The organism is Streptomyces sp. NPDC111606, assembly GCF_055656945.1.
On the sequence record NZ_JBVKBY010000002.1, the window covers coordinates 288,421 to 314,274 of the forward strand.

The 25,854-nt window shown below is 70.4% G+C and carries 24 protein-coding genes; 10 read left to right on the top strand and 14 right to left on the bottom strand.

The window, feature by feature from the left end:
* Positions 1-11: 11 nt before the first annotated feature.
* Entirely contained in the window at positions 12-683 is a 672-nt protein-coding gene (locus ACZ7M7_RS09220) for a DUF4097 family beta strand repeat-containing protein (RefSeq protein ID WP_472114393.1), read from the bottom strand.
* A gap of 221 nt (positions 684-904) precedes the next feature.
* Here ACZ7M7_RS09220 and ACZ7M7_RS09225 point away from each other — a divergent pair, with 221 nt between their 5' ends.
* Both ACZ7M7_RS09225 and msrA (ACZ7M7_RS09230) read left to right on the top strand, forming a co-directional pair.
* Positions 905-1,666: a helix-turn-helix domain-containing protein gene (locus ACZ7M7_RS09225; RefSeq protein ID WP_383603646.1), complete on the top strand. Its 762-nt coding sequence runs from the start codon at positions 905-907 to the stop codon at positions 1,664-1,666.
* 190 nt (positions 1,667-1,856) lie between these two features.
* Positions 1,857-2,369 carry a peptide-methionine (S)-S-oxide reductase MsrA gene (msrA, locus tag ACZ7M7_RS09230; RefSeq protein ID WP_383603643.1) on the top strand — a complete coding sequence of 171 codons (513 nt, stop codon included), beginning with the start codon at positions 1,857-1,859 and terminating at the stop codon, positions 2,367-2,369.
* An 81-nt stretch (positions 2,370-2,450) separates the two neighbouring features.
* Here msrA (ACZ7M7_RS09230) and ACZ7M7_RS09235 read toward each other — a convergent pair whose 3' ends face one another.
* The 7 genes from ACZ7M7_RS09235 to ACZ7M7_RS09265 form a co-directional block, all read right to left on the bottom strand.
* Positions 2,451-3,545 (bottom strand): MerR family transcriptional regulator, encoded by a 1,095-nt coding sequence (locus tag ACZ7M7_RS09235; RefSeq protein WP_472114397.1) that lies wholly within the window; start codon positions 3,543-3,545, stop codon positions 2,451-2,453.
* A 3-nt stretch (positions 3,546-3,548) separates the two neighbouring features.
* Complete coding sequence (locus tag ACZ7M7_RS09240) at positions 3,549-4,220, bottom strand: HEAT repeat domain-containing protein (RefSeq protein ID WP_472114400.1); 672 nt, start codon at positions 4,218-4,220, stop codon at positions 3,549-3,551.
* 95 nt (positions 4,221-4,315) lie between these two features.
* Positions 4,316-5,086, bottom strand: coding sequence for a hypothetical protein (locus ACZ7M7_RS09245; RefSeq protein ID WP_472114403.1), 771 nt, complete (start codon positions 5,084-5,086; stop codon positions 4,316-4,318).
* 6 nt (positions 5,087-5,092) lie between these two features.
* Positions 5,093-5,758, bottom strand: coding sequence for a peptide-methionine (S)-S-oxide reductase MsrA (gene msrA, locus ACZ7M7_RS09250; RefSeq protein ID WP_472114406.1), 666 nt, complete (start codon positions 5,756-5,758; stop codon positions 5,093-5,095).
* Positions 5,759-5,837: 79 nt separating this feature from the next.
* Positions 5,838-6,956 (bottom strand): hypothetical protein, encoded by a 1,119-nt coding sequence (locus tag ACZ7M7_RS09255; RefSeq protein ID WP_383627999.1) that lies wholly within the window; start codon positions 6,954-6,956, stop codon positions 5,838-5,840.
* A gap of 172 nt (positions 6,957-7,128) precedes the next feature.
* Positions 7,129-8,727 (bottom strand): M48 family metalloprotease, encoded by a 1,599-nt coding sequence (locus ACZ7M7_RS09260; RefSeq protein WP_472114409.1) that lies wholly within the window; start codon positions 8,725-8,727, stop codon positions 7,129-7,131.
* Between the two features lie 115 nt (positions 8,728-8,842).
* Positions 8,843-9,961 carry a hypothetical protein gene (locus ACZ7M7_RS09265; protein WP_383603623.1) on the bottom strand — a complete coding sequence of 373 codons (1,119 nt, stop codon included), beginning with the start codon at positions 9,959-9,961 and terminating at the stop codon, positions 8,843-8,845.
* 206 nt (positions 9,962-10,167) lie between these two features.
* Here ACZ7M7_RS09265 and ACZ7M7_RS09270 point away from each other — a divergent pair, with 206 nt between their 5' ends.
* Positions 10,168-11,322, top strand: a complete 1,155-nt coding sequence (locus ACZ7M7_RS09270) for a cystathionine gamma-synthase (RefSeq protein ID WP_383628004.1) — start codon at positions 10,168-10,170, stop codon at positions 11,320-11,322.
* 39 nt (positions 11,323-11,361) lie between these two features.
* Here ACZ7M7_RS09270 and ACZ7M7_RS09275 read toward each other — a convergent pair whose 3' ends face one another.
* From ACZ7M7_RS09275 to ACZ7M7_RS09285, 3 genes are all read right to left on the bottom strand, one after another.
* Positions 11,362-11,610 carry a hypothetical protein gene (locus ACZ7M7_RS09275; protein WP_472114412.1) on the bottom strand — a complete coding sequence of 83 codons (249 nt, stop codon included), beginning with the start codon at positions 11,608-11,610 and terminating at the stop codon, positions 11,362-11,364.
* Complete coding sequence (locus ACZ7M7_RS09280; RefSeq protein WP_383603614.1) at positions 11,607-12,119, bottom strand: sigma factor-like helix-turn-helix DNA-binding protein; 513 nt, start codon at positions 12,117-12,119, stop codon at positions 11,607-11,609. Before ACZ7M7_RS09280 ends, ACZ7M7_RS09275 begins: the two co-directional genes overlap by 4 nt.
* Before the next feature lie 206 nt (positions 12,120-12,325).
* Positions 12,326-12,832, bottom strand: coding sequence for a MarR family winged helix-turn-helix transcriptional regulator (locus ACZ7M7_RS09285; protein WP_383603766.1), 507 nt, complete (start codon positions 12,830-12,832; stop codon positions 12,326-12,328).
* A 163-nt stretch (positions 12,833-12,995) separates the two neighbouring features.
* Between ACZ7M7_RS09285 and ilvA the strand changes: the two genes are divergently transcribed.
* The 3 genes from ilvA to ACZ7M7_RS09300 all read left to right on the top strand — a co-directional run bounded on the left by ilvA (position 12,996) and on the right by ACZ7M7_RS09300 (position 16,262).
* Entirely contained in the window at positions 12,996-14,225 is a 1,230-nt protein-coding gene (gene ilvA, locus ACZ7M7_RS09290; RefSeq protein WP_472114416.1) for a threonine ammonia-lyase, read from the top strand.
* A gap of 208 nt (positions 14,226-14,433) precedes the next feature.
* A complete protein-coding gene (locus ACZ7M7_RS09295; RefSeq protein ID WP_383628008.1) occupies positions 14,434-15,411 on the top strand; it encodes an ATP-binding cassette domain-containing protein in 978 nt (325 codons plus the stop codon).
* A complete protein-coding gene (locus ACZ7M7_RS09300) occupies positions 15,408-16,262 on the top strand; it encodes an ABC transporter permease (RefSeq protein ID WP_369273094.1) in 855 nt (284 codons plus the stop codon). The genes ACZ7M7_RS09295 and ACZ7M7_RS09300 overlap by 4 nt, the downstream gene beginning before the upstream one ends.
* Before the next feature lie 77 nt (positions 16,263-16,339).
* On the opposite strand, the gene greA is transcribed toward ACZ7M7_RS09300, so the two are convergent.
* The gene (greA, locus tag ACZ7M7_RS09305) at positions 16,340-16,840 is read right to left on the bottom strand and encodes a transcription elongation factor GreA (RefSeq protein ID WP_383603603.1); all 501 of its coding nucleotides are present in this window, start codon (positions 16,838-16,840) and stop codon (positions 16,340-16,342) included.
* Positions 16,841-17,051: 211 nt separating this feature from the next.
* Entirely contained in the window at positions 17,052-17,450 is a 399-nt protein-coding gene (locus ACZ7M7_RS09310) for a DUF4307 domain-containing protein (RefSeq protein WP_472114419.1), read from the bottom strand.
* A gap of 169 nt (positions 17,451-17,619) precedes the next feature.
* Here ACZ7M7_RS09310 and mca point away from each other — a divergent pair, with 169 nt between their 5' ends.
* Positions 17,620-18,480, top strand: a complete 861-nt coding sequence (mca, locus tag ACZ7M7_RS09315) for a mycothiol conjugate amidase Mca (RefSeq protein WP_472115208.1) — start codon at positions 17,620-17,622, stop codon at positions 18,478-18,480.
* Entirely contained in the window at positions 18,473-18,727 is a 255-nt protein-coding gene (locus ACZ7M7_RS09320) for a hypothetical protein (protein ID WP_472114422.1), read from the top strand. The genes mca and ACZ7M7_RS09320 overlap by 8 nt, the downstream gene beginning before the upstream one ends.
* 275 nt (positions 18,728-19,002) lie before the next feature.
* Here the strand turns inward: ACZ7M7_RS09320 and ACZ7M7_RS09325 are convergent, their stop codons facing one another.
* Entirely contained in the window at positions 19,003-22,203 is a 3,201-nt protein-coding gene (locus tag ACZ7M7_RS09325) for a tetratricopeptide repeat protein (protein ID WP_472114425.1), read from the bottom strand.
* 203 nt (positions 22,204-22,406) lie between these two features.
* Here ACZ7M7_RS09325 and ACZ7M7_RS09330 point away from each other — a divergent pair, with 203 nt between their 5' ends.
* Together ACZ7M7_RS09330 and ACZ7M7_RS09335 are read left to right on the top strand one after the other, a co-directional pair.
* Positions 22,407-23,801: a recombinase family protein gene (locus tag ACZ7M7_RS09330; RefSeq protein WP_472114428.1), complete on the top strand. Its 1,395-nt coding sequence runs from the start codon at positions 22,407-22,409 to the stop codon at positions 23,799-23,801.
* Complete coding sequence (locus ACZ7M7_RS09335; protein ID WP_472115211.1) at positions 23,711-25,705, top strand: thioredoxin domain-containing protein; 1,995 nt, start codon at positions 23,711-23,713, stop codon at positions 25,703-25,705. The genes ACZ7M7_RS09330 and ACZ7M7_RS09335 overlap by 91 nt, the downstream gene beginning before the upstream one ends.
* The last annotated feature ends 149 nt before the right edge of the window (positions 25,706-25,854 follow it).

Sequence of the window (25,854 nt, forward strand, 5' to 3'; positions counted from 1 at the left end):
CTTCGGGCGGTTCAGAGGCTTCGGGCGGTGACGTCGCCGTAGGCGGTGGTCGCGTGGATGTTCAGGCCGGCGGCGGCGCCGTCGGCGTTCTTGAGCGTGTTGTGGATCCGGCCGTAGGTGGTGCCGGCGTCCAGGGAGGCGGAGACCCCGCGGGCGGCGCCGACCGAGATCGCGCCGTGCTCGGTGCGCAGCGTGACGGTGCCGCGCACGGCTTCGGTGATGTGGAGGTCGCCCTTCTGGGTGCTGATCTCCGCCGGTCCGGTGAGGAGGCCGACCGTGATGTCGCCGGCCTGCAGGGTGAGGCGGGCGCCGACGGTCTCGTCGAGCTTGACCGTGCCCTGTGCGCCTTCGAAGGCGACGTCGCCGAGCCGTCCGACGCCGCGGAGTTCGGCGGCGGCCGCCTTCGCCTCGACGCGGGAGCCGACGGGCAGTTGGACCGTCACCTCGATCGACCCGGAGGCGCCGAGGATCCGGTTCGTCGCCGCCGGGACCTCGACGCGCAGGACGCCGTCGCCGTAGGCGACCTCGGTCTGCTCCGCCGCCTTCACGTCGCGGCTCTTGGAGGGGTCCGCGGGCAGGACCTCGACGGTGGTGTCGGCCCGGTCGGCGGCGATGAGGCGGATGCGTCCGGCGGGGATGTCGAGGACGGCGGAGACGGGGGCGGGGGTGTCGAACTTCTGCATCGTGCTCTCCTTGACTCGCTGTTTCCGATGAAGGAAAAGCTACGTTGCATTCAAGGATCACGCAATCAAGTCGTTGCGCATTGATGTCATCAGTGCAGGTCAAACATGAAATTTCGTTGCAACGGTCTTGAACTTAATGCAACAGCAGCAGCTCGCTCGTTGCAATGGAATGGAGGTGAACGCTATGCTGGGCGGCATCAGAAAGCGCGAAGGAGAACGTGGTGCCCGGAGGCAGACTCACCCAGCAGGAACGCCAGCAGATCGCGCTGGGACTGGCCGACGGCCTCGCCTACGCGGAGATCGCCAGACGCCTCGACCGTCCGACCTCGACGGTCACACGCGAGGTGATGCGCAACGGCGGCCCGACCGCCTACCGCTCCGACCTCGCCCACCGCGCCACCGAACGCCGCGCCCACCGGCGCAGGCAGGCCGCCCCCCGGGGATCGGAGGCGCCCCCGCAGGCTCACGGACGCGACGCCGAGGCCGTACGCGAGTACGAGGAGCTGCTCACGACCGTCTTCATGCAGTCGGGCATGCCCAAGATGATGTCGAGGGTGATGGCCTGCCTCACCATTACCGACGCGGGCAGCCTCACCGCGTCCGAACTCGTGCAGCGCCTTCAGGTCAGCCCGGCGTCCATCTCCAAGGCGATCACGTTCCTCGACAGTCAGGGCTTCGTCCGCCGGGAACGCGACGACCGCCGCCGCGAGCGCTACGTCGTCGACGACGACGTCTGGTACGAATCGCTGATGGCCAGCGCCCGCGCCATCGCCCAGGTCGTCGTGACCGCACGGCAGGGCGTCGGCGTCCTCGGCCCCGGCACCCCGGCCGCCACCCGCCTCGACAACATCGCCCGCTTCCTCGACTTCGTATCCGAAAGCACGGCGCGCGCCGCGGAGCAGGCGCGGGAGGTCCTCTATACGAAGCCCGCGACGACCACGGACGGGACTGCCGAGTCGGAGGGGAGGGGCGAAACCGGCTGACGGAGGCCGGTGGACTCGGAATCGGACGGCGAAACCGGTTGGCGGAGGTCGCTGGACTCGGAATTCGTCCTCGGATTCGGACTCGGAATCGCCTGGCCCCCTCAGGCGTTGAGGGAGGTGGGCATGGGATGCCGGTGTGTGCGAGCAGAGCAGCCCGAGTGACCGAGCAGACGGATATTGGAGGGCCACGATGGCTGCGCAGACGCAGAGGGCCGTGCTGGCGGGCGGATGCTTCTGGGGGATGGAGGAGCTGATCCGCCGACTGCCGGGCGTGACGGCGACCCGGGTGGGCTACACCGGGGGCGACGTGCCGAACGCGACGTACCGTAACCACGGCACGCACGCGGAGGCGATCGAGATCCTTTACGACCCTTCGCAGACGGACTACCGCGCGCTTTTGGAGTTCTTCTTCCAGATCCACGACCCGAGCACGAAGAACCGCCAGGGCAACGACATGGGCCTCAGCTACCGCTCGGCGATCTACTACGTGGACGACGAGCAGAAGCGGATCGCCGAGGACACGATCGCGGATGTGGACGCCTCCGGCCTGTGGCCCGGCAAGGTCGTCACCGAGGTCGAGCCGGTGGGCCCCTTCTGGGAGGCCGAGCCCGAGCACCAGGACTACCTGCAGCGTTACCCGGAGGGCTACACCTGCCACTTCCCGCGCCCGGGATGGCGGCTGCCCGCCCGCGCCGAGGGCTGACCGCGAGGCGGCCCGGCGGACGGCGGAGCTGACTGGCACAGGCTCCGCCGTATCCGCGGCACGCCCGGATGAGTACGTCCGTCACCGTACGTCGCGTAGCCGAAGAAGGTACGTCGCGGTCACCGCAACGGCACGGTCCCCGTCCTGCGACAGCTCCACGAGGGCATCCGAAGCCGTGCTCCCCGGGATGTCCGCCAAGGCCTGCGTCAGCCGTACGCGTGCGGGCGCTTCGGTGGTGTCGTGGGCGAGGCGATCGACGAGCCCGGTGGCGATCTGATCCACGGCGGTCTGATCCATGGCGATCTGATCCACGGCGGTCTGATCCATGGCGATCTGATCCACGGCGATCCGATCCACGGCGGTCGGATCCACCGTCGCGGTGTCGCTCGCCAGCATGCTCAGTGCGTCGGCGGCATCGGTGTCGTTCCTTCCCACCACGATCATGTCGATGAGCTCCGGGATCGCCTCGGCCACTCCACGCGTCCCGAGCGTCAGAGCCGCCTGGCCGCGGACCACCGCATCGGGGTTCGCGAGGGCGTCCCGCAGCCGGGCGGTGGCCTCGTCACCGGGCATCTCGGCGAGAGACTGGACAGCTCGTTCCCGCACCGCGGCCACCGGTGAGCCGAGGCCCTCCGCCAGCAGCGCCGTGCCGTCGTCGCCCGAACGCGCCAGCGCCCATCGAAGAGCTCCGGCGACGTTCGGCTCAGACTCCCGCAGTACCGCCTCGACCAGGGCTTCCACCGGCACCGGAACCTCGCCGGCCGAGGAGAGGGCCGCGCGCTGGCGGGCGGCAGCGCTCTTCGACCCCAGCGCCTGGAGGAACGCGACGACTTGGAGGACGTCCTCCCAGTCGGCGGGTTCCGCGGCATCGATCCGGCGGAGCCGTGTGAGCAGCTCGGTCTCGGCCGCGAGGCGTTCGTGTGTCTGACGGATGAGGTCGTCGACGAGCGCCGAGGGCGTGAAGCCGGGATCGTCGAGCGCGCGTCCGATCTCACGCAGCGACAGCCCCAGCGACCTCAGGCTCTCGATGTGGAAGATCCGCCGGATGTCGTCGCCGGAGTACTCCCGATAGCCGGAGCCCGTACGACCCGAGGGCCGCAACAGGCCGAGCGACTCGTAATGCCTGAGCATGCGGGCACTGACCCCGGACCGTCGCGCCACCTCACCGATCAACACTTCCTATCGTTCCTCCTGGCCGGACCCGCCGAGGGCAACGATGCGCTTCGCCTCCTCGATCGCGAACTCGAACCCGGCATCGGGGTCGTGCAGCAGCCGTTCCGTGGCGAGCGCGTGCGTGCGCACATGCCCGTCAGCAGCTGTCGCCGCAGTACGCAGTGCCGGCGCAACGGCCTCACCCAGTGCGACCAGCGCCCTGCTGAGGCTCAGCTGCGTCTCCCGCTCACCGCGCCCGAGCTGTGTCGCCAGTACGGCGGCCAGCCCGGACTCCTCGCCGTCCGGCACGAGCAGGACAGCGGCCCGCCAGGCGCTCCGCGCCACCTCGTCGTCGGCGTCGGACAGAAGCGCCCGCGTGATCGCCGGCCACGCCTGCCGGTCCCCGATCTTGGACAGCGTGTGCAGCGCCTGGCTCCGTGCCTGCGCCCGCTCCGAGCGGACTTCGCGAAGCAGCCGGGGGAGCGTCAGGGACACCGGGTGGCGGGTGAGCGCCCAGGTCAGCATGTCGCGGACGAAGAACTCGGGCTCGATCGCGCATCGCTCGACGATCTTGTCGACGAAGCGCGGATCCGGCGTCGTGCCGACCGCCAGAGCCGCCCGCAGCCGCACGGACGAACGGCCGTCCTCCAGCGCCCGCAGCGCTCCTGTCGCCTCCGTGTCCTGCCGCGTCATGGTCATCGGGACCACCTCCTCGGCGAACAGTGAAGGCCTTGTCACCGTGTCAAGGTCAAAGCCGCACGGGCGACTTGTTCTTGTCCGGGTACTCAAGTTCATTACGGTGCGAGCTCGTAGCGCGCCATGATGTCGAAGAGCAGCTCAACACGGCTTCGGACGCGGCTGGCCACGGTTCCCCGGGCACTCACGGAGACCTCGTCGCCGTTCACGGATCGGGCGATCTGGAGATCGATGCGGTCGCGCCCGACGAGGGGGTACGTGTACCAGGCCGAGCGTGGTTGGTCGTCGTCGGTCTCGGGCAGGGCCGTGTCGATGGCCAACCAGTCGCTGTCGTCGAAGTCGTATTCCACTTCCGCCGCGAGGTACTCGCAGAAGGGACGGAGATTGGTCAACCAGATCCAGCCTGCCGCGATCGTCTTGCCCGGTGGCGTGTCGCCCGAGGAGTCGATCACGGTGTTGAGGTCCTCGTACAGACAATCCAGCGAGCGATGCGTCGGCTCTCCGGCGGGCGTCGTCTCCGTGAGGACCCATCCAGGCAGTTGCTGTCGGATGTCGGCGGGGAGGTCGTCGCTGTCCGGGTCCGCCAGTCGGCACAGGACGCTGAAGGCCGTCTCTCGGGCGACGAGGCGAGCAAGGCGCCCGAGATCCATCGTGGGATCCGACTCGATCGCCCCCTCCGCGTCACTGGCGTCGCGGAGGGAGTTGACCGAAGACGTGTCCCACGCCTGAATGTCTTGCGACAGTGCTCGCAGGAAGCGGTACCGAGCCAGCTGAGGAAGGTTCTCCTCAATCTCTGACTCAGCCCAGCTGTGCGGATCGTCAGCGCCGAGAGCTGCAAACAGCCGTGAGATCTTCTCGTCGTCGCTCACGTCGGATCAGCCGTCGGCCTTGGCCACGCCCACCGGGCAGGAGACACCGGTGCCGCCGATGCCGCAGTACCCGGCGGGGTTCTTGTCCAGGTACTGCTGGTGATATCCCTCCGCCGGATAGAAGACCCGGCCCTGGGCGGGCAGTATCTCCGTGGTGATCGTGCCGTAGCCGGAGCGGGTCAGGACCTCTTGGTAGGACCTGCGGGACGCCTCGGCCGTCTTCGTCTGTTCCGGGGTGTGCGGGTGGAGCGCCGAGCGGTACTGCGTGCCGACGTCGTTGCCCTGGCGGAAGCCCTGCGTGGGGTCGTGGGACTCCCAGAAGGTCTTGAGGAGGCTTTCGTACGAGATGACGCTCGGGTCGAAGACCACGCGGACGGCCTCCGTGTGGCCGGTCAGGCCCGAGCAGACCTCCTCGTAGGTGGGGTTCTCGGTGTGCCCGCCCTGGTAGCCGACCAGGGTCGTCCACACGCCCGCCGGGAGCTGCCAGAACTTGCGCTCGGCGCCCCAGAAGCAGCCCAGTCCGAAGTCGGCGATCTCCAGGCCCTCCGGGTAGGGGCCGAGGAGCGGGTTGCCGAGGACCGTGTGGCGGTCGGGGACCGGGAAAATCGGTTCCGGACGGCCCTGCAGTGCCTGCTCGGGGGTGGGCAGGACGGGCGTACGGCCGAAGAGCATGAGGGTTCCTTCCTCGCGGGCACAGCGCAGCCCGAAGGGGCGACGACTGCTGTACCCGCCTCAACGTACGGCCGGGCGCTCAGATTCCGCCCCGCGCCTTCACCACCTGCGCGGCGCTGAAGTCCCGTTGCTGCACATACGCCTTGATCATCGCGTCCCGGCCGCCGCGGTACGACCACGGCACGGCGTTGATGTACCCGTCGACCAGCCGGAACTGCTCCGCCGCCGCCTCGTACCGGTCCTGCCAGAACAGCAGGCTGGCCAGCAGGTGGCGGACCTGCGGGATTCGCCAGTCCTCGGGGTCCGCGGCAGCCGCGGCCGCCACGTCGACCAGGGCGGCGTCGACCGCCGCGACGATCTCAGGGCGCTTGTAGAACTCGTCCTGCTCCAGGTCGGAGTCCTGGATCTCGTACTCGAAGTACGCCTCCAGCGGCAGCAGGGTCAGCAGCTGCCCCGGCGCGCCCTTCTCCGCCGCGGACCGGGCGAAGCCCTCCGCCAGCTCGTGCGAGCCACGCCACTTCGCGCACCAGTACTGGAGGGCGGAGGTGTGCGCGGCCAGGTGGTGCGGGTCGCGCTTGACGATCTCGGCCCAGATCTCCTCGAACCTCTCGTGCGGGTACCCGAGGCCCTTCGCCAGTGGGATCTCCACGATGAACGGGCACGGGTCGTCCCCGGCCAGCGCCTGCGCCCGCGCACACGCCTCACGGGCCTGGTCCAGGATGCGGCGGAAGCCCGCGAACTGCTCCTGTGTGGTGTGCTTGGCGGTCGCCGAGCCGCGGACCTCCCAGGCGAGGTAGATCATTGACTCCGCGTACACCAGGGCCGCGTCGGGGTCCTCCGGCCGCTCCGTGCGCCAGGCCAGCAGCCAGGAGTCGTCCTTGACGGCCTCGTCGGCCAGCACACTCGAGCGCCGGTCCCGCTCCTGCCAGTCCCGCCCGGCATCGGCCAGGAACTGCGCGCCGGCCTTCCAGTCCCCGGCCCGTACGGCCTCCCGTGCGGCCGCGATCCGCGGGTCGGGGGCGTAGGCCCGGTCGGTGTCCAGCCGCTCGCCGGGCAGGAAGCCCAGCCGGGCGGCGGCCTTGGACAGATCCCGGTTGCGCACGGCTGCGCCGCCTCCGCTCGGGGCGGACTTCTTCTGCGCGCGGTACCAGGAGTAGATCGCGAGCAGGATCACGACGATCGGGAGTATGTGACTCATGGGTGTCTACGTCCTTGAGCAGTGAGGGGCTTGAGCGGCGAACGGGGGAGGAGAAAGGGAAGGGGGGAGGGAGGACGGGGAGGGAGGACGGCGAGGGTGCGGCGTGTGCTCGATGTCGGGCCTCGGAAATGTGCCGGCCTCGAAGCCGGCATCGCTCTGCCCTCGGTGTCGGTCAGTGCTTCCGCGCCAGCAACTGCCGCAGTTCCCGCGTGTCCGGTACGTCCTCCACCACCGCGTCCAGCGCCTGCTTCAGCGCCTCCTCGTAACCGTCCGGCAGCCGCAGCCGTGCCGAGTCCGACCAGGACAGCTCCCAGTGGGCCCGGCCGGCGCGGACGAACTCGGCGACGACCATGCGGGAGAGGCGGGCGCGCACCTGGGGGCGCGAGAACTCGCGTGCCGCGCGGCCCGTGGCGGCCTGCGCCTCCTGCGACTTGGGCAGGCGGTCGGCCATCTGCCACAGCCGGCCCGCGTCGACGGCGTCCAGGAAGGAGGCCAGGGAGCCGTCACCGCCGTGGATCTCGGTAACGGCCGCGCGCAGCGGCTCGGCGTCCTGGCCGGCGTGCCAGAGCATCGACTCGTTGACCAGCTGGGTCCAGTCGGCGGTGCGGCGCAGCTGATGGGCCTCGGGGGTGAGGGCGGCCCGCTCCAGTGCCGTGAAGGCGTGGGCCGGGTCGGTGAGCAGGGAGAGCGCGGGGCGGGCTCCGGTCAGGGCGCGGCCGTCGTCGGGGAGCTGCTCGACGCGGGCGATGCGCTCGGCGACCGGCGGGTGGGAGTCGTACGGCGACTGCTCCTCCTCGGGCAGGGCCCGCCGCATCTCGTCCAGCTCGTCGGCGCGCCCGGCCAGCAGATGGCGCAGCCCGCCGAAGACCTCGCCGGGCGGCGGCAGCAGTCCGGCGCCGGTGCCGAGGGTCGCGTACGACTGCATGTAGAAGCCGTGGGCGGAGTCCAGGACGGGGATCTCGCGCAGCGCGGACGCGGTGGCGTCGCGGCCGGCGATACGCGCGGCGGCCACGTCGGCGGCGAGCTCTTGGCGCCGGCCCACGCCCTGGGAGGCGCGCAGGTAGAAGGTGCCGTACCAGAGGAACGGCTTGGCGGCGAGGCGGTAACTCAGGCCCGCCGTCCCGGCGTCGACCGCGCCCGTCTTCTTTCCCTTGGCGAGCCGCTTGGCGTTCTTCTTCTCCTGCTTGGACTCCTCCTTGGCGACCTTCTTGCGGGAACGCTCGTGCAGGCTGGCGACGGTGCGCATCACCTGGAGGCGGCCGCGCAGGGTGATCGCGGAGAGGCGGGTGTCGTGGTTCGTGTAGTGCCCGAACTCATGGGCCAGCACGGCCCGCAGCTGCGGTTCGCTCAGCCCCGCCATCAGCGGCAGCCCGATGTACATACGCCGCCGGCCGGGCTTGAGACCGAGGAACGTCGCGTCCTCGGCGACGGCCGCGTTCACGTCCGGGGTCAGGACGATCTCGTCCGGCGCGCGCGTCCCGGTCTCCTCGGCCAGGGTGCGTACGGCCGCCCAGAGCGCCGGCTCCTGCTGCTCGGTCACGGGCAGGCCGGGCAGCGGTTCGTCCTTGGGCGTGCGCAGCGCGAACATGCCCTGCACGATGGGGATCGCCAGCAGCGCGCTGACGATCCACACCTTGGCGGTGACGCTCCCCACCCCGCCCTCCGCGACGCCCCAGTCGACGGCGACGAGTACGCCGAGCATGACGAAACCGAGCAGATAGAACCCGGCGAGCAGGATGAGCGCGCGCACGGCACGCAGAGTTGCCCCCATGTTGGGCAATTCCCCCCACGAGAAATGGACATGACGAAGTGTTGTGGGGGGAAGCGGAGTATGCCCTACCGCAGGTCAGTGCGGCAATGAGGATTCTTTGGGGTGGGTGCGCGGCTCAGTGCGGCAGGGTCGCCGGGCTGCCGCCGTTGGCCTCGTAGCCCGCCACGGCCAGCGCCCGGTAGACCGCGAACTCGGCGGCCGGGTCGGGCGACAGGGTCCAGGGGAGGGCGCCGATGTGGCCGTCGACGTGTATCAGCTGGTCCATGGCCTCGGCCCAACGCTCGCCGCGGACCAGGAAGAACACCAGCAGGTGGCGTACGTGCGCCAGCATCGGGTCGTCGTGGCGGGCCGCGTGCACCGCGTACAGGGCGCCGTGGATCGCCTTCGTCACGACCTCGCTCTGGTAGAAGCCGCTGACCAGGTTCACCTCGGGCAGGTGCTCGAAGACCGCGAACAGCGGCATGGCGGCGAGGAGGGAGCCCTGGGGTGCGCGGGCCGCCGCCGCTTCCGCGAACTCGTACGCCAGCTTCCGCGAGCCGTGCCACTTCTCGCACCAGTAGTGCAGGGCCGCCAGGTGCGCGCCCATGTGGGACGGGGCGCGGTCCAGGATCTTCAGCCAGAGCTGCTCGAACTCCGGCCGCGAGTAGGCGAGTCCTCGCGCGACCGACAGCTCGACGATGTACGGAATCGGGTCACCGGGGGCGAGCAGCGCCGCCTCTCCGCACGCCGACTTCGCCTCCTCCATGATGATCCGGAACTCGTCAGTGCCCGGCGTCGCCGTGCGCCACGCCTGCTGGACCAGGAACTCCGCGTGCACGGCCGCCCCGCCGGCGTCCTTGGGCTGCTCGGTGCGCCACACCCGCAGCCACTGCCCGCCCGGCGACTCACTCACGCCGCCCGGCCGCTGCTGCAGCTCCAGCGACGCGGCGCCCGCGAAGGCCTGCACGCGCTGCCAGCGCCGCTCGCCCTCCGCCTCGGTGCCCGCGAGGAGCTGGGACGCCGCCTTGTAGTCCTGCGTGCGCTGCACCAGATCCAGGACGTCCAGCAGGTCCTGGTCGGGGCCGGGCATGCGGACGTCCAGCTCCTCCTGCCGTACGAAGCCGTAATTCGCCGGGTCCGCGGCGTCCGGGTGGCCGGGGTGGACCTGCTCGATCATGCCCCGCCTGCGCCTCATGAACGGCACGACCACAAAGCCGATCATGACCAGCGCGATCAGGACCCAGAGAATTTCCATGCCTCCAGCGTTCCAGACGCCGCCGACAATTGGCGAACGAGGTCGGGCAGCCTGTGGAAAACGAGTTCCGTGGCGTGCGGGCCCGTGGAAAACGGGGTCCGTGGTGAGCGGGCCGAGTGGGCCGGGCGGGCCCAGTGGGGCCGGGAATCGGCCGGGAATCCCTGCCGTCCGGCATCCGCCCCGTTCGCGCATTACGCTCGGTGCCCATGAGCGACAGGCACATCAGTCAGCACTTCGAGACCCTCGCGATCCATGCGGGGAACACCGCCGATCCCCTCACCGGCGCGGTCGTCCCGCCGATCTACCAGGTCTCCACCTACAAGCAGGACGGCGTCGGCGGCCTGCGCGGCGGCTACGAGTACAGCCGGAGCGCCAATCCGACGAGGACCGCCCTGGAGGAGAACCTCGCGGCCCTGGAGGGCGGCCGCCGCGGCCTCGCGTTCGCGTCCGGACTGGCGGCCGAGGACTGCCTGTTGCGTACGCTGCTCAGCCCCGGCGACCACGTGGTCATCCCCAATGACGCGTACGGCGGCACGTTCCGGCTGTTCGCGAAGGTCGTCGCGCGATGGGGCGTGGAGTGGTCGGTCGCCGACACGAGCGATCCGTCCGCCGTCCGGGCCGCCATCACTCCGAAGACCAAGATCGTGTGGGTGGAGACCCCCTCCAACCCGCTGCTCGGCATCACCGACATCGCGGCCGTCGCCCAGATCGCCCGGGACGCAGGCGCGAAGCTCGTCGTCGACAACACCTTCGCCACGCCGTATCTGCAGCAGCCGCTGTCCCTCGGCGCGGACGTCGTGGTGCACTCCCTCACCAAGTACATGGGCGGCCACTCGGACGTCGTCGGCGGTGCGCTGATCGTCAGCGACTCGGGGCTGGGCGACGAACTGGCCTTCCACCAGAACGCGATGGGCGCGGTCGCCGGGCCCTTCGACTCCTGGCTGGTGCTGCGCGGCACCAAGACGCTGTCGGTGCGCATGGACCGGCACAGCGAGAACGCCATGAAGATCACCGACATGCTGACCCGGCACGCGCGCGTGACGAGCGTTCTGTACCCGGGCCTGCCCGAGCACCCCGGTCACGAGGTCGCCGCCAAGCAGATGAAGGCGTTCGGCGGCATGGTCTCCTTCCGGGTCACCGGTGGCGAGGAGGCGGCCGTCGAGGTCTGCAACCGCGCCAAGGTGTTCACGCTCGGCGAGTCCCTGGGCGGCGTCGAGTCCCTCATCGAGCACCCCGGCCGCATGACCCACGCGTCCGTGGCCGGCTCCGCCCTGGAGGTCCCCGCCGACCTCGTCCGCCTCTCCGTGGGCATCGAGAACGTGGAGGACCTCCTGGAGGACCTCCAGCAGGCGCTCGGCTAGCCCAGGGCGGCAGGGAAGGGCAGGGGACCGGAGAAGGGGTCACCAGCCCGTCAGCGGTGGAGTCGTCTCCGACGGCGGCTCCACCCAGGGGCGGGCCGTCAGCGCCCACACCATGAACGCCATCGTCGCGGCGAACAGCACCAGCCACATCAGCAACACGGCGGCCTTCCTGCGACGCAGCATGCGGCCGCCGCGCCGCACGGCCTCCGCGTAGACCTCCGGCGGCACAGGCGGCGGCGTGCGCTCCATGATCCGTCGTACGGCCGCTTCCCGTTCGGCGCGATTCATGGCGACACCACCTTCGGGACCGGCACGGCCCGCGCGGGCTCGCGCGGAGGATGCAGCAGGGTCGCCGTCGCCCGGTCGCAGATCGCGTGGACGCGCTCCCTGGGGAGCCCGAGCAGGGCCGCCGCCTGCTCCTCGGCGACCCCCTCGTACAGTCGCAGGACCAGGATCAGGCGTTCCCGCGGGGACAGCCGGGCGAGTGGGCTGTCGGGGTGCGGGCGGGACCGGCCGAGGGCGCCGAGAGGGCCGTACTGGTGCCATACGGCCCGGGAGAAGCGCGTGGCCAGGTACTGGCGGGCGCGGTCGTACGGGTCCTCGCCGCGCAGTCGGTCCCAGCACGCGTACGTGTGCGCCAGGGACAGCGTCAGCAGGCGCCGCGCGCGCGGGTTGTCGCCCGGCGGCTCAGCGGTGAGCAGCGTGGCGGCATGCAGCAGCCGCCCTGCCGCGCCCGCGACGAACGCCGCGAACTCGCGGTCCCGGCGGGCGTCCTGGACCACTCGCCGTCGTCCCACCGCCCCTCCCGCCTGACCGACCCTGAGGAACCGGACCCCGGCCCCCGCGCGTGACGCGTTTCGGCCGCGCACGAGGAGGACCCGGTTTCATATGAGGCCAGTGACGGCCCGGGGTCAAGAGCCGGGAGCGGATCACACGAGTACGCGCGCGTGCGGGCGGCGGATTCCGCACGGCGACGGGCGTCCCCGCGGTGCCGAATCGGCGCTCAGGAGGCCGTGGGCGTGTCCGCGCCCGAGATTCCCTGCGCCGCCATCCGCGAGGAGAGCGCGGTGTTGAAGCGAGTGAGGAGCGTGCAGAACGCCTCACGCTCCTCCGGGGCCCAGTCCTGTGTCAGTTCGGCCATCAACTGACGCCGGGACGAACGCACTTCCTCCAGCCGCGACTGCCCGCGCGGGGACAGCTGGAGTACCACCGCCCGCCCGTCCTCGGGGTGCGAGGTGCGCTTGACGAGCCCGGTGTCGACGAGCGGCGCCACCTGCCGGGTCACCGTCGACGAGTCGATCCCCATGCTCGCGGCGAGCGCCTTGACGCCCATGGGACCTTCCTTGTCGAGGCGGTTGAGCAGCAGGTATGCGGCGCGGTCCATGGAGTTGCGCACCTGCCCGACCCCACCGAGCCGGGTCTGTTCGGCACGACGGGCGAACACCGCCACCTCGTGCTGCAGCGTGTCGAGGAGACCGCTGTCAGCGACGGTCGTCATGTCCATCGACATTTCAGGTGTTGTGGGCATGGCCGGAGGCTCACTTCATGAAGGGGGTGCTGGGTTGGGGGACAGGGTACGCGGCCCGGACGCGGGGTGTACCGGCGCTGCGCAAACCCATCTCGGTGCTTGGTCACACCAGGGCCTTGCGCCTGTGAACTGCGAGACTTGGGTCATGAGCTACAGCACGGCTGACTCCTTGCCTCCCGTCACCCTCGACGACGTGCGCGGGGCCCAGAAGATGCTGTCCGGCGTGTCGCGCGTGACGGCGATGGAGGGCAGCAGGCACCTGTCCCAGCTGGTGGGCGCGCCGGTGCACCTCAAATGCGAGAACCTCCAGCGGACGGGATCGTTCAAGCTGCGCGGCGGCTACGTCCGGATCGCCGGGCTGCTCCCGGAGGAGCGGGCGGCGGGGGTCGTGGCCGCGAGCGCCGGCAACCACGCGCAGGGCGTCGCCCTCGCGTCGTCGCTGCTCGGCGTGCGCTCGACGGTGTTCATGCCGAAGGGCGCCCCGCTGCCCAAGATCAGCGCCACCCAGGACTACGGCGCCGAGGTGCGCCTGCACGGCCAGGTGGTCGACGAGACGCTCGCCGCGGCGCAGGAGTACGCCGCCGAGACGGGCGCGGTGTTCATCCACCCCTTCGACCACCCGGACATCATCGCGGGCCAGGGCACGGTCGGCCTGGAGATCCTCGAGCAGTGCCCGGAGGTGCGGACGATCGTCGTCGGCATCGGCGGGGGCGGGCTCGCGGCGGGTATCGCGATGGCGGTGAAGTCGCTGCGCCCCGACGTGCGGATCGTGGGCGTGCAGGCGGCAGGCGCGGCGGCGTACCCGCCCTCGCTGGCGGCCGGGCACCCGGTCGCGGTCGACAACCCGGTGACGATGGCGGACGGGATCAGGGTCGGCAGGCCCGGTGACGTGCCGTTCCGGATCATCGGCGACCTGGTGGACGAGGTCCGCACGGTCAGCGAGGACGAGCTGGCCACCGCCCTGCTGCTGTGTCTGGAGCGGGCCAAGCTGGTCGTCGAGCCGGCCGGCGCGAGCCCCGTCGCGGCGCTGCTGAGCGACCCCGGCGCCTTCGAGGGCCCGGTCGTCGCGGTGCTGTCCGGCGGCAACGTCGACCCGGTGCTGCTGGAGCGGGTCCTGCGGCACGGCATGGCCGCGCAGGGCCGCTACCTCGCCGTACGGCTGCGGCTGACGGACCGGCCGGGCGCGCTCGCCACGCTTTTGGGTGTGTTGTCAGTGGTGGACGCTAACGTCCTCGATGTGAGTCACGTACGGACCGACCCACGGCTCGGGCTCACGGAGGCGGAGGTCGAGCTGCACCTGGAGACGAAGGGCCGCACGCACTGCGCCGAGGTCGGCCAGGCCCTGCGCGAGGCGGGCTACACGGTCATCGGCTGAGACGCGAGCGGTCGTCGGTCGAGGCCCCGACGGGCGAAAGCGCAGGTCGGAGTCACTTTGTCACTCGATCGGGTAATCCCGTTGAGAGACGCGATACATCGCGTTATGGTGTGTCTCGTATGTACGCCACAGCGCCGAGTCATGGCGCGGAACGAACAGTGCCAAAACCTAGGCTTTCCGAAGTTTCCCCGAAGACGTGGAGATTCATATGCCAGGCGCCATCTATGCCGAAGGCCTGGTGAAGACCTTCGGTGACGTAAGGGCTCTGGACGGCGTCGACCTCGATGTTCCCGAGGGCACGGTCCTGGGCCTGCTCGGGCCGAACGGCGCGGGCAAGACGACGGCCGTCCGCTGCCTGACGACCCTGCTGCGCCCCGACAGCGGCTCGGCGGTCGTCGCGGGCATCGACGTCCTCAAGAACCCCGACGCCGTGCGCCGTTCCATCGGGCTGTCCGGACAGTTCGCCGCAGTGGACGAGTACCTCACCGGCCGCGAGAACCTGCAGATGGTCGGCCAGCTCTACCAGATGAGGGCCAAGGCGGCGAAGGCCCGCGCGGGCGAGCTGCTGGAGCAGTTCGACCTCGCCGACGCCGCCGACCGTCCCACGAAGACCTACTCCGGCGGCATGCGGCGCCGTCTCGACCTGGCGGCCGCCCTGGTGGTCTCGCCGCCCGTGATGTTCATGGACGAGCCGACGACCGGCCTCGATCCACGCAACCGCCAGATGCTGTGGGAGGTCATAAAGCGCCTGGTCTCGAGCGGCACGACACTGCTGCTGACCACCCAGTACCTCGAAGAGGCCGACCACCTCGCGCACGAGATCGCGGTCGTCGACCACGGCCATGTCATCGCCACCGGCACCTCCGACCAGCTCAAGGCCCGCACCGGCGGCGAGCGCGTCGAACTGGTGGTGCACGAGCGCGACGAGATCCAGGCCGCATCCGAGGTGCTGCGCGGCTTCGGCAAGGGCGACACGACGGTCGAGGACCACATGCGCAAGCTCACCGTCCCCGTGACCGGAGGTGCCAAGCTCCTCGCCGAGGTCATCCGTGAGCTCGACACCCGGGGCATCGAGATCGACGACATCGGGCTGCGCCGCCCGACCCTCGACGACGTCTTCCTGTCCCTGACAGGACACCTGGCCGAGGTGAAGGACGAGGAGAACGGCAAGGAGGCCGTCAAATGAGTGCTCTCGACGCCGTGCGGGTCGCACCGGCGACGAACCCGGTCAGCCAGTCCGTGCGGGACTCGGTCGTCGTTGCGAAACGCAATCTGATCCGGATGTCCCGTATCCCCGAGATGATCATCTACGGCCTGATCCAGCCGATCATGTTCGTGGTGCTGTTCACCTACGTCTTCGGCGGATCCATGCAGATCGGCAGCAGCACCAGCGCCGTCGACTACAAGAACTTCCTGATGGCGGGCATCTTCGCGCAGACCGTCACGTTCGCCACCGCCAGCTCCGGCGCGGGCATCGCCGACGACATGCACAAGGGGCTCATCGACCGCTTCCGCTCGCTGCCCATGGCGAGAGGCGCGGTGCTCACGGGGCGTACCTTCGCCGACCTCGTCCAGACCGCCCTGACCCTGGTCGTCCTGGCGGTGGTCGCCCTGCTGGTCGGCTGGCGCGTCGGGTCGGACGGCAGCACCAACGCCGGCCGGGTGCTGGGGGCCTTCGGACTGCTGCTCCTGCTCGGGTACGCGTTCACCTGGATCGGCGCCCTGATCGGCATGTCCGTCCGTACGCCCGAGGCGGCCACCTCCAGCGGACTGATCTGGCTCTTCCCGGTCACGTTCATCTCGAACGCGTTCGTGGACACCAGCCACATGACCCCCTGGCTGCGGCACGTCGCCGACTGGAACCCCTTCAGTGCCACGGTCCAGGCCTGCCGCGAGCTCTTCGCCAATCCGGGAGTCTCACCGTCGGATGCCTGGCCCATGCAGCACCCGGTGTGGGCCTCGCTGATCTACTCGGTCCTGATCATCGTCGTCTTCCGCACCCTGGCGGTTCGGAAGTACCGCTCGGCGACGGCATGACGAAGCCCCCGGCGCCGGTGGGCGCCGGGGGCTCGTAAAAGGGGATGCCGGCCGCGGCAACCGCCGCACGGCCCGGGTCAGCCGCTGTAGGGCTCGGCCTTCAGGATCTTCACCGAGGCGGTCTTGCCGTTCGGCAGTTCGTAGTCCGCGTCCTCGCCGACCTTGTGGCCGATCACGCCGGAGCCCAGCGGGGACTGCGGGGAGTACGTCTCGATGTCCGAGCTCGCGTACTCGCGCGAGGCGAGCAGGAAGGTCATCGTGTCGTCCTCGTCACCGTCGAAGGCGATCGTCACGACCATGCCGGGCGCCACCGCACCGTCCGCCGACGCCGGCGCCTCGCCGACCTTGGCGTTCTCCAGGAGCTGGGTCAGCTGGCGCACACGGAGCTCCTGCTTGCCCTGCTCCTCCTTGGCCGCGTGGTACCCGCCGTTCTCGCGCAGGTCGCCCTCCTCGCGCGCGGCCGCGATCTTGGCGGCGATCTCCGTGCGCGCAGGACCAGACAGGTGCTCCAGCTCGGCCTTGAGCTGGTTGTACGCCTCCTGGGTCAGCCAGGTGACGTTCTCGCTGGTCTGGGTCACAGGTGCTCCTCGTAGGTACTGGGAATACAAAGCATCGCCCTACCCAGAAGGATGTTCCTTCATGGAAGGGCGAAACCACGAGCCTAACAATTCAACGGCCGAAGGGGGAGGACATAAGCCATCAGAATCACGTCAACGCAGGTCAGCGCACACGTATTCCGGACAAAGCCGGTCGGTGTCGACCAGGGTCGGTCGGTTCCGGACTGCCCGGTCAGTCAGCGTGGCAGCCGAGCAGCTCGGCCGTCGTTCCCGGGGACGTCGTACGGAGCGTGACGACCTTGTCGACCCGGGTCGCGTCGCCGTCGAAGCGGAAGTCGGCCCGGCCCACCTCGGCGCCACTCTCCGCCTGGGAGCGCAGCGTGCAGTAGCCGGAGGCGCCGGCGTCCTTGCGGACCTCCAGATGCACCTTCACCGCGTTCTTCCCGGCGTCGAACTCGATCACCTCGGCGCTGATCTCGTTCTGGCCGACGTAGTGATAGCCGAAGTAGCCGATCACCGCCAGCAGTACCGCCCCGAGGGCGGCGCCGACGACCTTGAGCGTGCGGTCGGCGCGCTCGTCCGAGGAGCGGCCGTAGCGGCTCTCGGGCCGCCGCGTGCTCGCCGTACTCATGATCGTCCTCTCGGCCGGGGCGGGACGGATGTCCCGAAAGGGGTTCTCAGGGCCGTACCCCGGAATTATCCGCCCCCCGATTCGGTCACTATAGAAGCCGCCGATCGCACCGGTTCACCCCGGGGCGCCGACTTATGAGGATTGAGTCTTGACTGACCAGCTGCGACTGATGGCCGTGCACGCCCACCCCGACGACGAGTCGAGCAAGGGCGCGGCCACCATGGCGAAGTACGTGTCCGAGGGGGTGGACGTGCTGGTCGTGACCTGCACGGGCGGGGAGCGCGGCTCCATCCTCAATCCGAAGCTCCAGGGCGACAAGTACATCGAGGAGCACATCCACGAGGTACGCAAGAAGGAGATGGACGAGGCCCGCGAGATCCTCGGGGTCAAGCAGGAATGGCTCGGCTTCGTCGACTCCGGTCTGCCCGAGGGCGACCCGCTGCCCCCGCTCCCGGAGGGCTGCTTCGCCCTGGAGGACGTCGACAAGGCGGCCGGTGAGCTGGTGAAGCAGATCCGCTCCTTCCGTCCCCAGGTGATCACCACCTACGACGAGAACGGCGGCTACCCGCACCCCGACCACATCATGACCCACAAGATCTCGATGGTGGCCTTCGAGGGCGCGGCGGACACCGAGAAGTACCCGGAGGGGGAGTACGGCCCGGCGTACCAGCCGCAGAAGCTCTACTACAACCAGGGCTTCAACCGTCCCCGCACCGAGGCGCTGCACCAGGCCATGCTCGACCGCGGCCTGGAGTCCCCCTACGGCGACTGGCTCAAGCGCTGGGACGAGTTCGGCATGAAGCAGCGCACGCTCACCACGCACGTCCCGTGCGGCGACTTCTATGAGATCCGCGACAAGGCCCTGATCGCGCACGCCACCCAGATCGACCCCGACGGCGGCTGGTTCCGGATCCCGCTGGAGCTCCAGAGGGAGGTCTGGCCGACCGAGGAGTACGAGCTGGCGAAGTCCCACGTCGATACCTCCCTCCCCGAGGACGACCTCTTTGCGGGCATCCGCGACAATGTCTGACATGAGCGCAAGCGCAAGCCTGGCAATGACACAGCTCGCCACCCTCGCCAAGGAGGTGGACGAGGACAAGGTGACCCCCGGCGTCCTCGGCTTCATCGTCTTCGCGGTGATGGCACTGGCGGTGTGGGCCCTGATGAAGTCGATGAACCGCCACATGAGCAAGGTCGACTTCGCGGAGTCCCCGGCCGCGGAGGGCTCCGCCGAGGACGCCGAGGCCACCGGCCCGGCCGAGCCGCGGCGGGGCTGACCCCCTTTGCGGCCGGCGGGCCCGGCTCCTGAGGGTCGTACCGCCGGACTGCCGGGCCGGTGGACCCGCGGCGCCCCGGACCGCCGGACTGCCGGGGCGGCGGATCCGCGGCGCCCGGACCTCCCCGACCGGACTGCCGGCTGGTGGATCCGCGGCGGCCCCGGACTTGCCGGACTGCCGGCCGACGGACCCGCGGTGCCCCGGACTGCCGGGCCGCTGGACCGCGGCGCCTCGGACTGCCGTACCGCCGGGCCGGCGGACCCGCGGCATCCGAGTCACTGCCGGGCTGCGACCGCCACCCCCATGACCTCCCGGGCATGGCGGTTCGGCACCATGCCGAGCCGCCATGCCTGCCATCCCGCCTCCAGGTCCACGCCGCGCTCCAGCAGGAGCCGGTACGCCTCCAGATAGCCGTCCAGCTTCGCGTCCCGGAGGGGATGGCCGGTGCGGGTCAGCCGGGCCAGTTCCTCCTGCGCCACCGCCGCGCCGACCTCCACACCGCCTGGAGCCGCATACGGCAGAAGCGTGCAGCGCAGGAAACGGGCCCAGTCCTCGCCCCGCCGGTCGCCGTACGAGGCGAACAGGCCCACCGCGTCGTCGCACAGGGCCAGCGCCTGCTGCGTACGGGTGTTCCCGGCATCCACCACCGCCAGCTCCAGGCAGGTCCACGCCTCCCCGTGGGCGACCCCGATGCGCTGGAAGTTGGCGCGGGCGTCCACCAGGAGCTGCCGCGCGAAGCCGGAGTTCTTCAGCGAGCCGGTCTGGGCGGCCCGCTGGTCCCGGGTCACACGGGCCGAATGGTGCCGGGCGCAGGCGAGACCGTAGACGTCCTGCATGCGCGAGAACATCGTGCGGGAGCGCTCCAGCTCGCGTACCGCGACATCCAGGTTCCCCGTCTCCTCCAGGGCCTGGCCCAGGTAGTAGACGGACCACGCCTCACCGCGCGCGTCCTCGTTGTCGCGATGCCGGGACGCCGCCTGGCGCAGTCCGTCCACCGCCTGGGAGGGATCCCCGGCGACCAGACGGGCGCGGGCCTGCTGGGTCAGCGCCCAGGCCTCCCCGCGGGCGTCGCGCGTACGGCCGTACAGGTCGAGGGCCTGGCGCAGCTCGGACTCCGCGCGCGGTACGTCGCCCATGCGCAGGCCCAGCTGGCCCAGCTGGAAGTGGGCCCACGCCTCGCCGTGCACCGACTCGCCGGCGCGGTGCAGGACCAGGGAATCGGTGAGCAGGTCCAGGGCCTCCGACACCCGCCCCCGGTCCCGTTCGACCGCCGCCAGCGCGTGCATCGTCCAGGCACGGTCGGTTGCCAGCTGGGGCGCCGACTGCAGATCCAGGGCCTCGCGGAGTTTGGCCGCCGCCTCGGTGAGGTGGCCCTGGTGGTGCAGGGTGATGCCGAGGGAGCACAGGGCGCGGGCAGCGCCCGCGTCGTGGTGGGCCTGCATATAGAGGTCGACCACCGAGGTCAGCGTCGTGCGGGCCTTGTCCAGCTCACCGAGCTGACGAGCCGCGATACCCGTACGCCACTGCACCGAGCGGACCAGCAGGCCCTGGTCCACGGCCTGCGCCAGCTCGCTGATCTCGCCGAGGCGGTAGAGGTCGCCCCGCAGCAGGCAGTAGTCGCACAGGGCGCCCAGCAGATTGAGCACGGCCGCCTGGTTCGCGTCCTCCGCGTGCCTGAGGGCCGCCGTGATGAAGCTCGACTCGTCGTCCAGCCAGCGCAGCGCGTCGTCCAACGAGGTGAAACCGTGCGGGCTGAAGCGGTCCGAGCGGGTCGACATATTGCCGTCGACCAGGCGCAGAACGGATTCCGCGAGGTCGGCGTAGTTCACGATCAGCCGCTCCTGCGCCGCCGTACGCTCCGACGGCTCCTCCTCGTCGAGAAGGCGGGCGTGGGCGAAGTCGCGGACCAGGTCGTGCAGGCGGTAGCGGTTGCCGCGGACATGGTCGATCAGGCCCGACTCCGACAGGGCCACCAGATGGCGTGTCGCCTCCGCCTCGTCCGTGGCCAGGAGCGATGCCGCCGCTGCCGCGCCCAGGGAAGCCCGGCCCGCCAGCGCCAGCCTGCGCAGCAGCCGTCTCGCCGGCTCCGGCTGGTCGGTGTAGCGCAGCCACAGCACCCGCTCGATCGGCTCCACCGGACCGTACGCGCCCAGGTCGGTCGCCAGCGTGCGCGGTGAGCGCGGCCCCAGCGACGAGCCTGCGATGCGCAGCGCGAGGGGCAGCCCGCCGCACAACTGCCGGATCAGGTCGGCGGATTCGGCGTCGTAGGGGCCCGAGGAATCCTGCGCCGCCGCGGACAGCAGCTCCTCCGCGCCCGCCGCGTCCAACGACTCCACCGGCAGCTGGTGCACCCACGCCGCGAGATCCGCTGGCAGGTCGAGAGCCTCCCGCGCGGTGACCAGGACCAGACTGTCGGAGCGCTCGGGGACGAGGGTGCGGACCTGCTCCGGGTCCGAGGCGTCGTCCAGCACGACGGTGACCGGGAGGCCGGTCAGATGCTGGTGGTAGAGCTCGCTCAACCGCTTGACCTGCTGGTCCGCCGAGGAGCGCTCACGGAAGAGAAGCTGCTCGCGCGGGGCGCCCAAACGGTTCAGCAGATGCAGCAGCGCGTCTCGCGTCGACAGCGGCGGCTCCTCCGTCGTGTCACCACGCAGATCCACCACGCACGCCCCGCGGAACTGGTCCTTCAGATCGTGCGCCGCGCGGATCGCCAGTGCCGTACGGCCACTGCCGGGCGCCCCGTGCAGGACGACCACCGTCGGCTTCGTCTCCGTACTCGCCCGCGCCGCCTGCACCCACTGCCGGATACGGGCCATCTCCTGCCGACGACCCGCGAACGGACCCATCGGCTCGGGGAGTTGACCGAACGACTGCTCCAGTACGTTCCGGCCGCGGGCCGCCGCGCTCTTGTCCGTGCCCTTCAGCCGCGGCACCGACTTCTTCGGGCCGGTGGACGCGCTCAGCACTCGCTGCTGGTCGAGGTACGGGCGGATGCCCCGTACCTCCAGCGCCGTCAGCCACTGCAGCCGCAGCTGTTCCGGGCCGCCGGGCTGGCCGACCGCGCCCGCGCGCTGGTGTGCGGCGGGCAGATGCGTGCCGGCCACCTTCACGACAGTCGCCGCGGCGCCGACGACACCCACGGTGACGCCCGCGCCGACGGCCGTCACCGTGCCGGTGCCCAGGGCCAGGTCGGACACCACGGCCGCGACCGCGGCCACGCCGGCCACCATCAGCGGCGTACCGCCGCCCTCCCGCGCGAACCGCTGCCCGAACGTCAGCCGGCCGGCCTCCGCCTCGTCCAGCGCCCGGGTATACGCCTCGTACTCCTCGGCCGCCACCTGCGCCATGGCGTCCAGCGCCCCACGCGCCCGCGACAACAGCACCTGCCCCTCGACGCGCCCGCCCGAGCGCCGCACCTCCTCCTCCACGGCCCGAGCCAACAGCCGCTCGGCCTCGGTGCGATGGGCGTCCCGCATGTCACGTCCCCCTCCGGCGGCAACTCCTATGCCTACGAGTGTCCTTCGGGGGAGGCCTGAGCGCGAGAGGGACGGCGATCATCGAACTGCCTTCCGTGACCTTGAGGTGCGTCGCTCGTTCTTTTGACTGGGGAGCGAACTATCGAATCGGGGGCGTTGTGAACCACCATGCCGTGCGAGACCCGAGTGGACTGATTCCGGTTGTGTCCTATGCGCGTACGTCGGAGGACTCGAGGCAGCGTGACGGTCATGGTGTGCGCTATCAGCTGCGGATCAACGAGCGGACCGCGCATGAACATGGCTGCATCGTCGTTGCCGCATACAGCGACAACGGCCGCAGCGCGTCCAAGGAGGGAGTGGTACGGCCTGGATTCGACCGGTTGGTCGCGGACCTGGCGCGGGGTCACATCGACAGCGGACAGCGGGTGGAAGGGGTCGTCTGCGTCGCGGACGACCGGCTGTATCGCCGTGCGGAGGATCTCTCGCGGTTCTTCGCCGCGTTGACCAGTCGGCCAGGGCGGATCCACGTGGATCCACAGGGCGTTCGGGATCCGTACTCGCAGGAGGGGCTGTTGCAGGCGGTGCGATCACTGGACGTGGCGGTCACGGAAACACGAGTCAGGAGCCGACGGGTGGCGGACTGGCACTGGGCGCGTGCCGCCGAAGGTGTGCCGCACAGCGGCCCGAGGCCCTTCGGCTGGCAGCAGGACAGAATCACGCTTCATCCCGAAGAGGCGAAGCTCGTTGGGCAGGCGATCAGCGACCGCATCGCAGGGAAGGCGGTCCGGGCCATCGCGGCAGACTGGTGTGATCTCGGCGTCACGGGCACCCGTGGCGGCAGACCCAACGGGCAGACCGTCACCCAGATCATCACGGCGCCGCGGGTCTGCGGTTATCGGGCCAACCGGGGCGAGTTGCTGTTGGTTCCGGAGACGGGACAGCCCGTGCACGGTCAGTGGGAGCCCATTGTGGTGCCGGATCAGTGGCACGCGGTGTGCGCCACGTTCTCGCCCGGGAGTCTGTACCTCCACAGGGGAAGCGGTGCTCCCGGACTGACCGGCCGGAAGCGGACGGCTCCCCGTCACTTGGCCACCGGCTTTCTTCGCTGTGGGGCGCAACGTCACGACGGCACGATCTGTCGAGGAGCGCTGTGCGCTCAGAAAGGGAGGAGCAAGAAGAGCCCGTACGTCTACTCCTGGCGAAACTGTGGTCGATGCAGCATCAGCGGGCCGCTGGCGGACGAGGCGCTTGAACGGCTGGTCTTCTCCGAAGATCGAGGAGCGGCGAAACCGCCGCAGCTTCTGCGGGACCGCTGGCGGTCCGGGGAGATGGGGCTCGAGGAGAAGAGAAAGGTCGTCGCCTCCGTCGTCACGCGCTGCATCGTCCGCCCCGGCGTGAAGGGAGCCGTCCTGGGACCACTCGCGGGTGGAACCCCTGCTGGAGCGCCCCCGTCAGGCAGGATGGAGGTATGCCGAACCGACTGGCCCATGAGACATCCCCGTATCTCCTGCAACACGCCGACAACCCCGTCGACTGGTGGCCTTGGTCGGAAGCGGCCTTCGCCGAGGCGCGTCGGCGAGATGTTGCCGTACACCTGAGTGTCGGGTATTCGAGCTGCCACTGGTGCCATGTCCTCGCCAAGGAAAGCTTCGAGGACGAAGCCGTGGCCGCATACATGAACGAGCACTTCGTCAACATCAAGGTCGACCGCGAAGAACGCCCCGACGTGGACGCCGTCTACATGGAGGCCGTGCAGGCCGCCACCGGGCAGGGTGGCTGGCCCATGACGGTCTTCCTCACGCCCGACGCCGAGCCCTTCTACTTCGGTACCTACTTCCCGCCCGCCCCCCGGCAGGGGATGCCGTCCTTCCGGCAGGTCCTGGAGGGTGTGCGCAGTGCCTGGGCGGACCGGCGGGACGAGGTCGCCGATGTCGCGGGGAAGATCACCCGGGATCTCGCCGAGCGGGAGATCTCCTACGGCGGGACCGAGGCACCCGGCGAGCAGGAGCTGGCGCAGGCGCTGCTCGGGCTCACTCGGGAGTACGACCCGCAGCGCGGCGGATTCGGGGGCGCGCCCAAGTTCCCGCCGTCCATGGTGGTCGAGTTCCTGCTGCGGCACCACGCGCGGACGGGGGCCGACGGCGCGCTGCAGATGGCCCAGGACACCTGCGAGCGGATGGCCCGGGGCGGGATCTACGACCAGCTCGGCGGCGGCTTCGCGCGGTACTCCGTCGACCGGGACTGGGTGGTGCCGCACTTCGAGAAGATGCTGTACGACAACGCGCTGCTCTGCCGCGTCTACGCCCACCTCTGGCGCGCCACCGGCTCCGAGCTCGCCCGCCGGGTCGCCGTGGAGACCGCCGACTTCATGGTGCGTGAACTGCGCACCAACGAGGGCGGGTTCGCCTCCGCGCTCGATGCCGACAGCGACGACGGGACCGGCAAGCACGTCGAGGGCGCGTACTACGTGTGGACCCCGCAGCAGCTGCGCGACGTCCTCGGGGACGACGACGCCGAACTCGCCGCCCGGTACTTCGGTGTGACGGACGAGGGCACCTTCGAGCATGGTTCCTCCGTCCTGCAGTTGCCGCAGCAGGACGGTGTGTTCGACGCCGAGAAGGTCGCCTCCGTGAAGGAGCGGCTGCTCGCCGCACGGGCCGAGCGCCCCGCCCCGGGCCGGGACGACAAGATCGTCGCCGCCTGGAACGGTCTCGCCGTGGCAGCCCTCGCCGAGACCGGCGCCTACTTCGACCGCCCCGACCTCGTGGAGGCCGCCGTCGGCGCCGCCGACCTCCTCGTGCGGCTGCACCTCGACGACCACGCCCGCCTCTCCCGCACCAGCAAGGACGGCAAGGCCGGCGCCAACGCGGGTGTGCTGGAGGACTACGGCGATGTCGCCGAGGGCTTCCTCGCGCTCGCCTCGGTCACCGGTGAGGGCGTCTGGCTGGAGTTCGCCGGGTTCCTGCTCGACCACGTGCTCGCGCGCTTCACCGACGTGGAGTCCGGCGCCCTCTACGACACCGCCGCCGACGCCGAGCAGCTGATCCGCCGACCCCAGGACCCCACCGACAACGCCGCCCCGTCCGGCTGGAGCGCGGCGGCCGGTGCCCTGCTGAGCTATGCCGCGCAGACCGGCGCGGAGCCCCATCGCGCCGCGGCCGTCAAGGCGCTCGGCGTCGTCAAGGCCCTCGGCCCGCGCGTCCCCCGCTTCATCGGCTGGGGGCTCGCCGTCGCCGAGGCCAATCTCGACGGTCCGCGTGAAGTCGCGGTGGTCGGCCCGTCCCTGGACGACGAGGGCACAAGGACGCTGCACCGTACGGCACTCCTGGGCACCGCCCCGGGCGCGGTCGTGGCCGTGGGCACTCCGGAGAGTGACGAGTTTCCGCTCCTTGTTGACCGGCCGCTGCAGCAGGGTGAACCCGCCGCGTACGTCTGCCGCAACTTCACCTGCGATGCCCCGACCACCGATCCCGACCGCTTGCGCACCGCGCTGAGCAGTTGAAACGGCAGCCGAATCGGAGCACTTACGCAGCCTGTGTTCGAATTACTCACTCTCGGGGCTCGTTGTGAGGAAATGCGCTCTTCATCAAAACAGCCTGCGGACTTCACAGATCCCCCTTAATGTCTCCACAGTGACGCGACGGTTGTAAC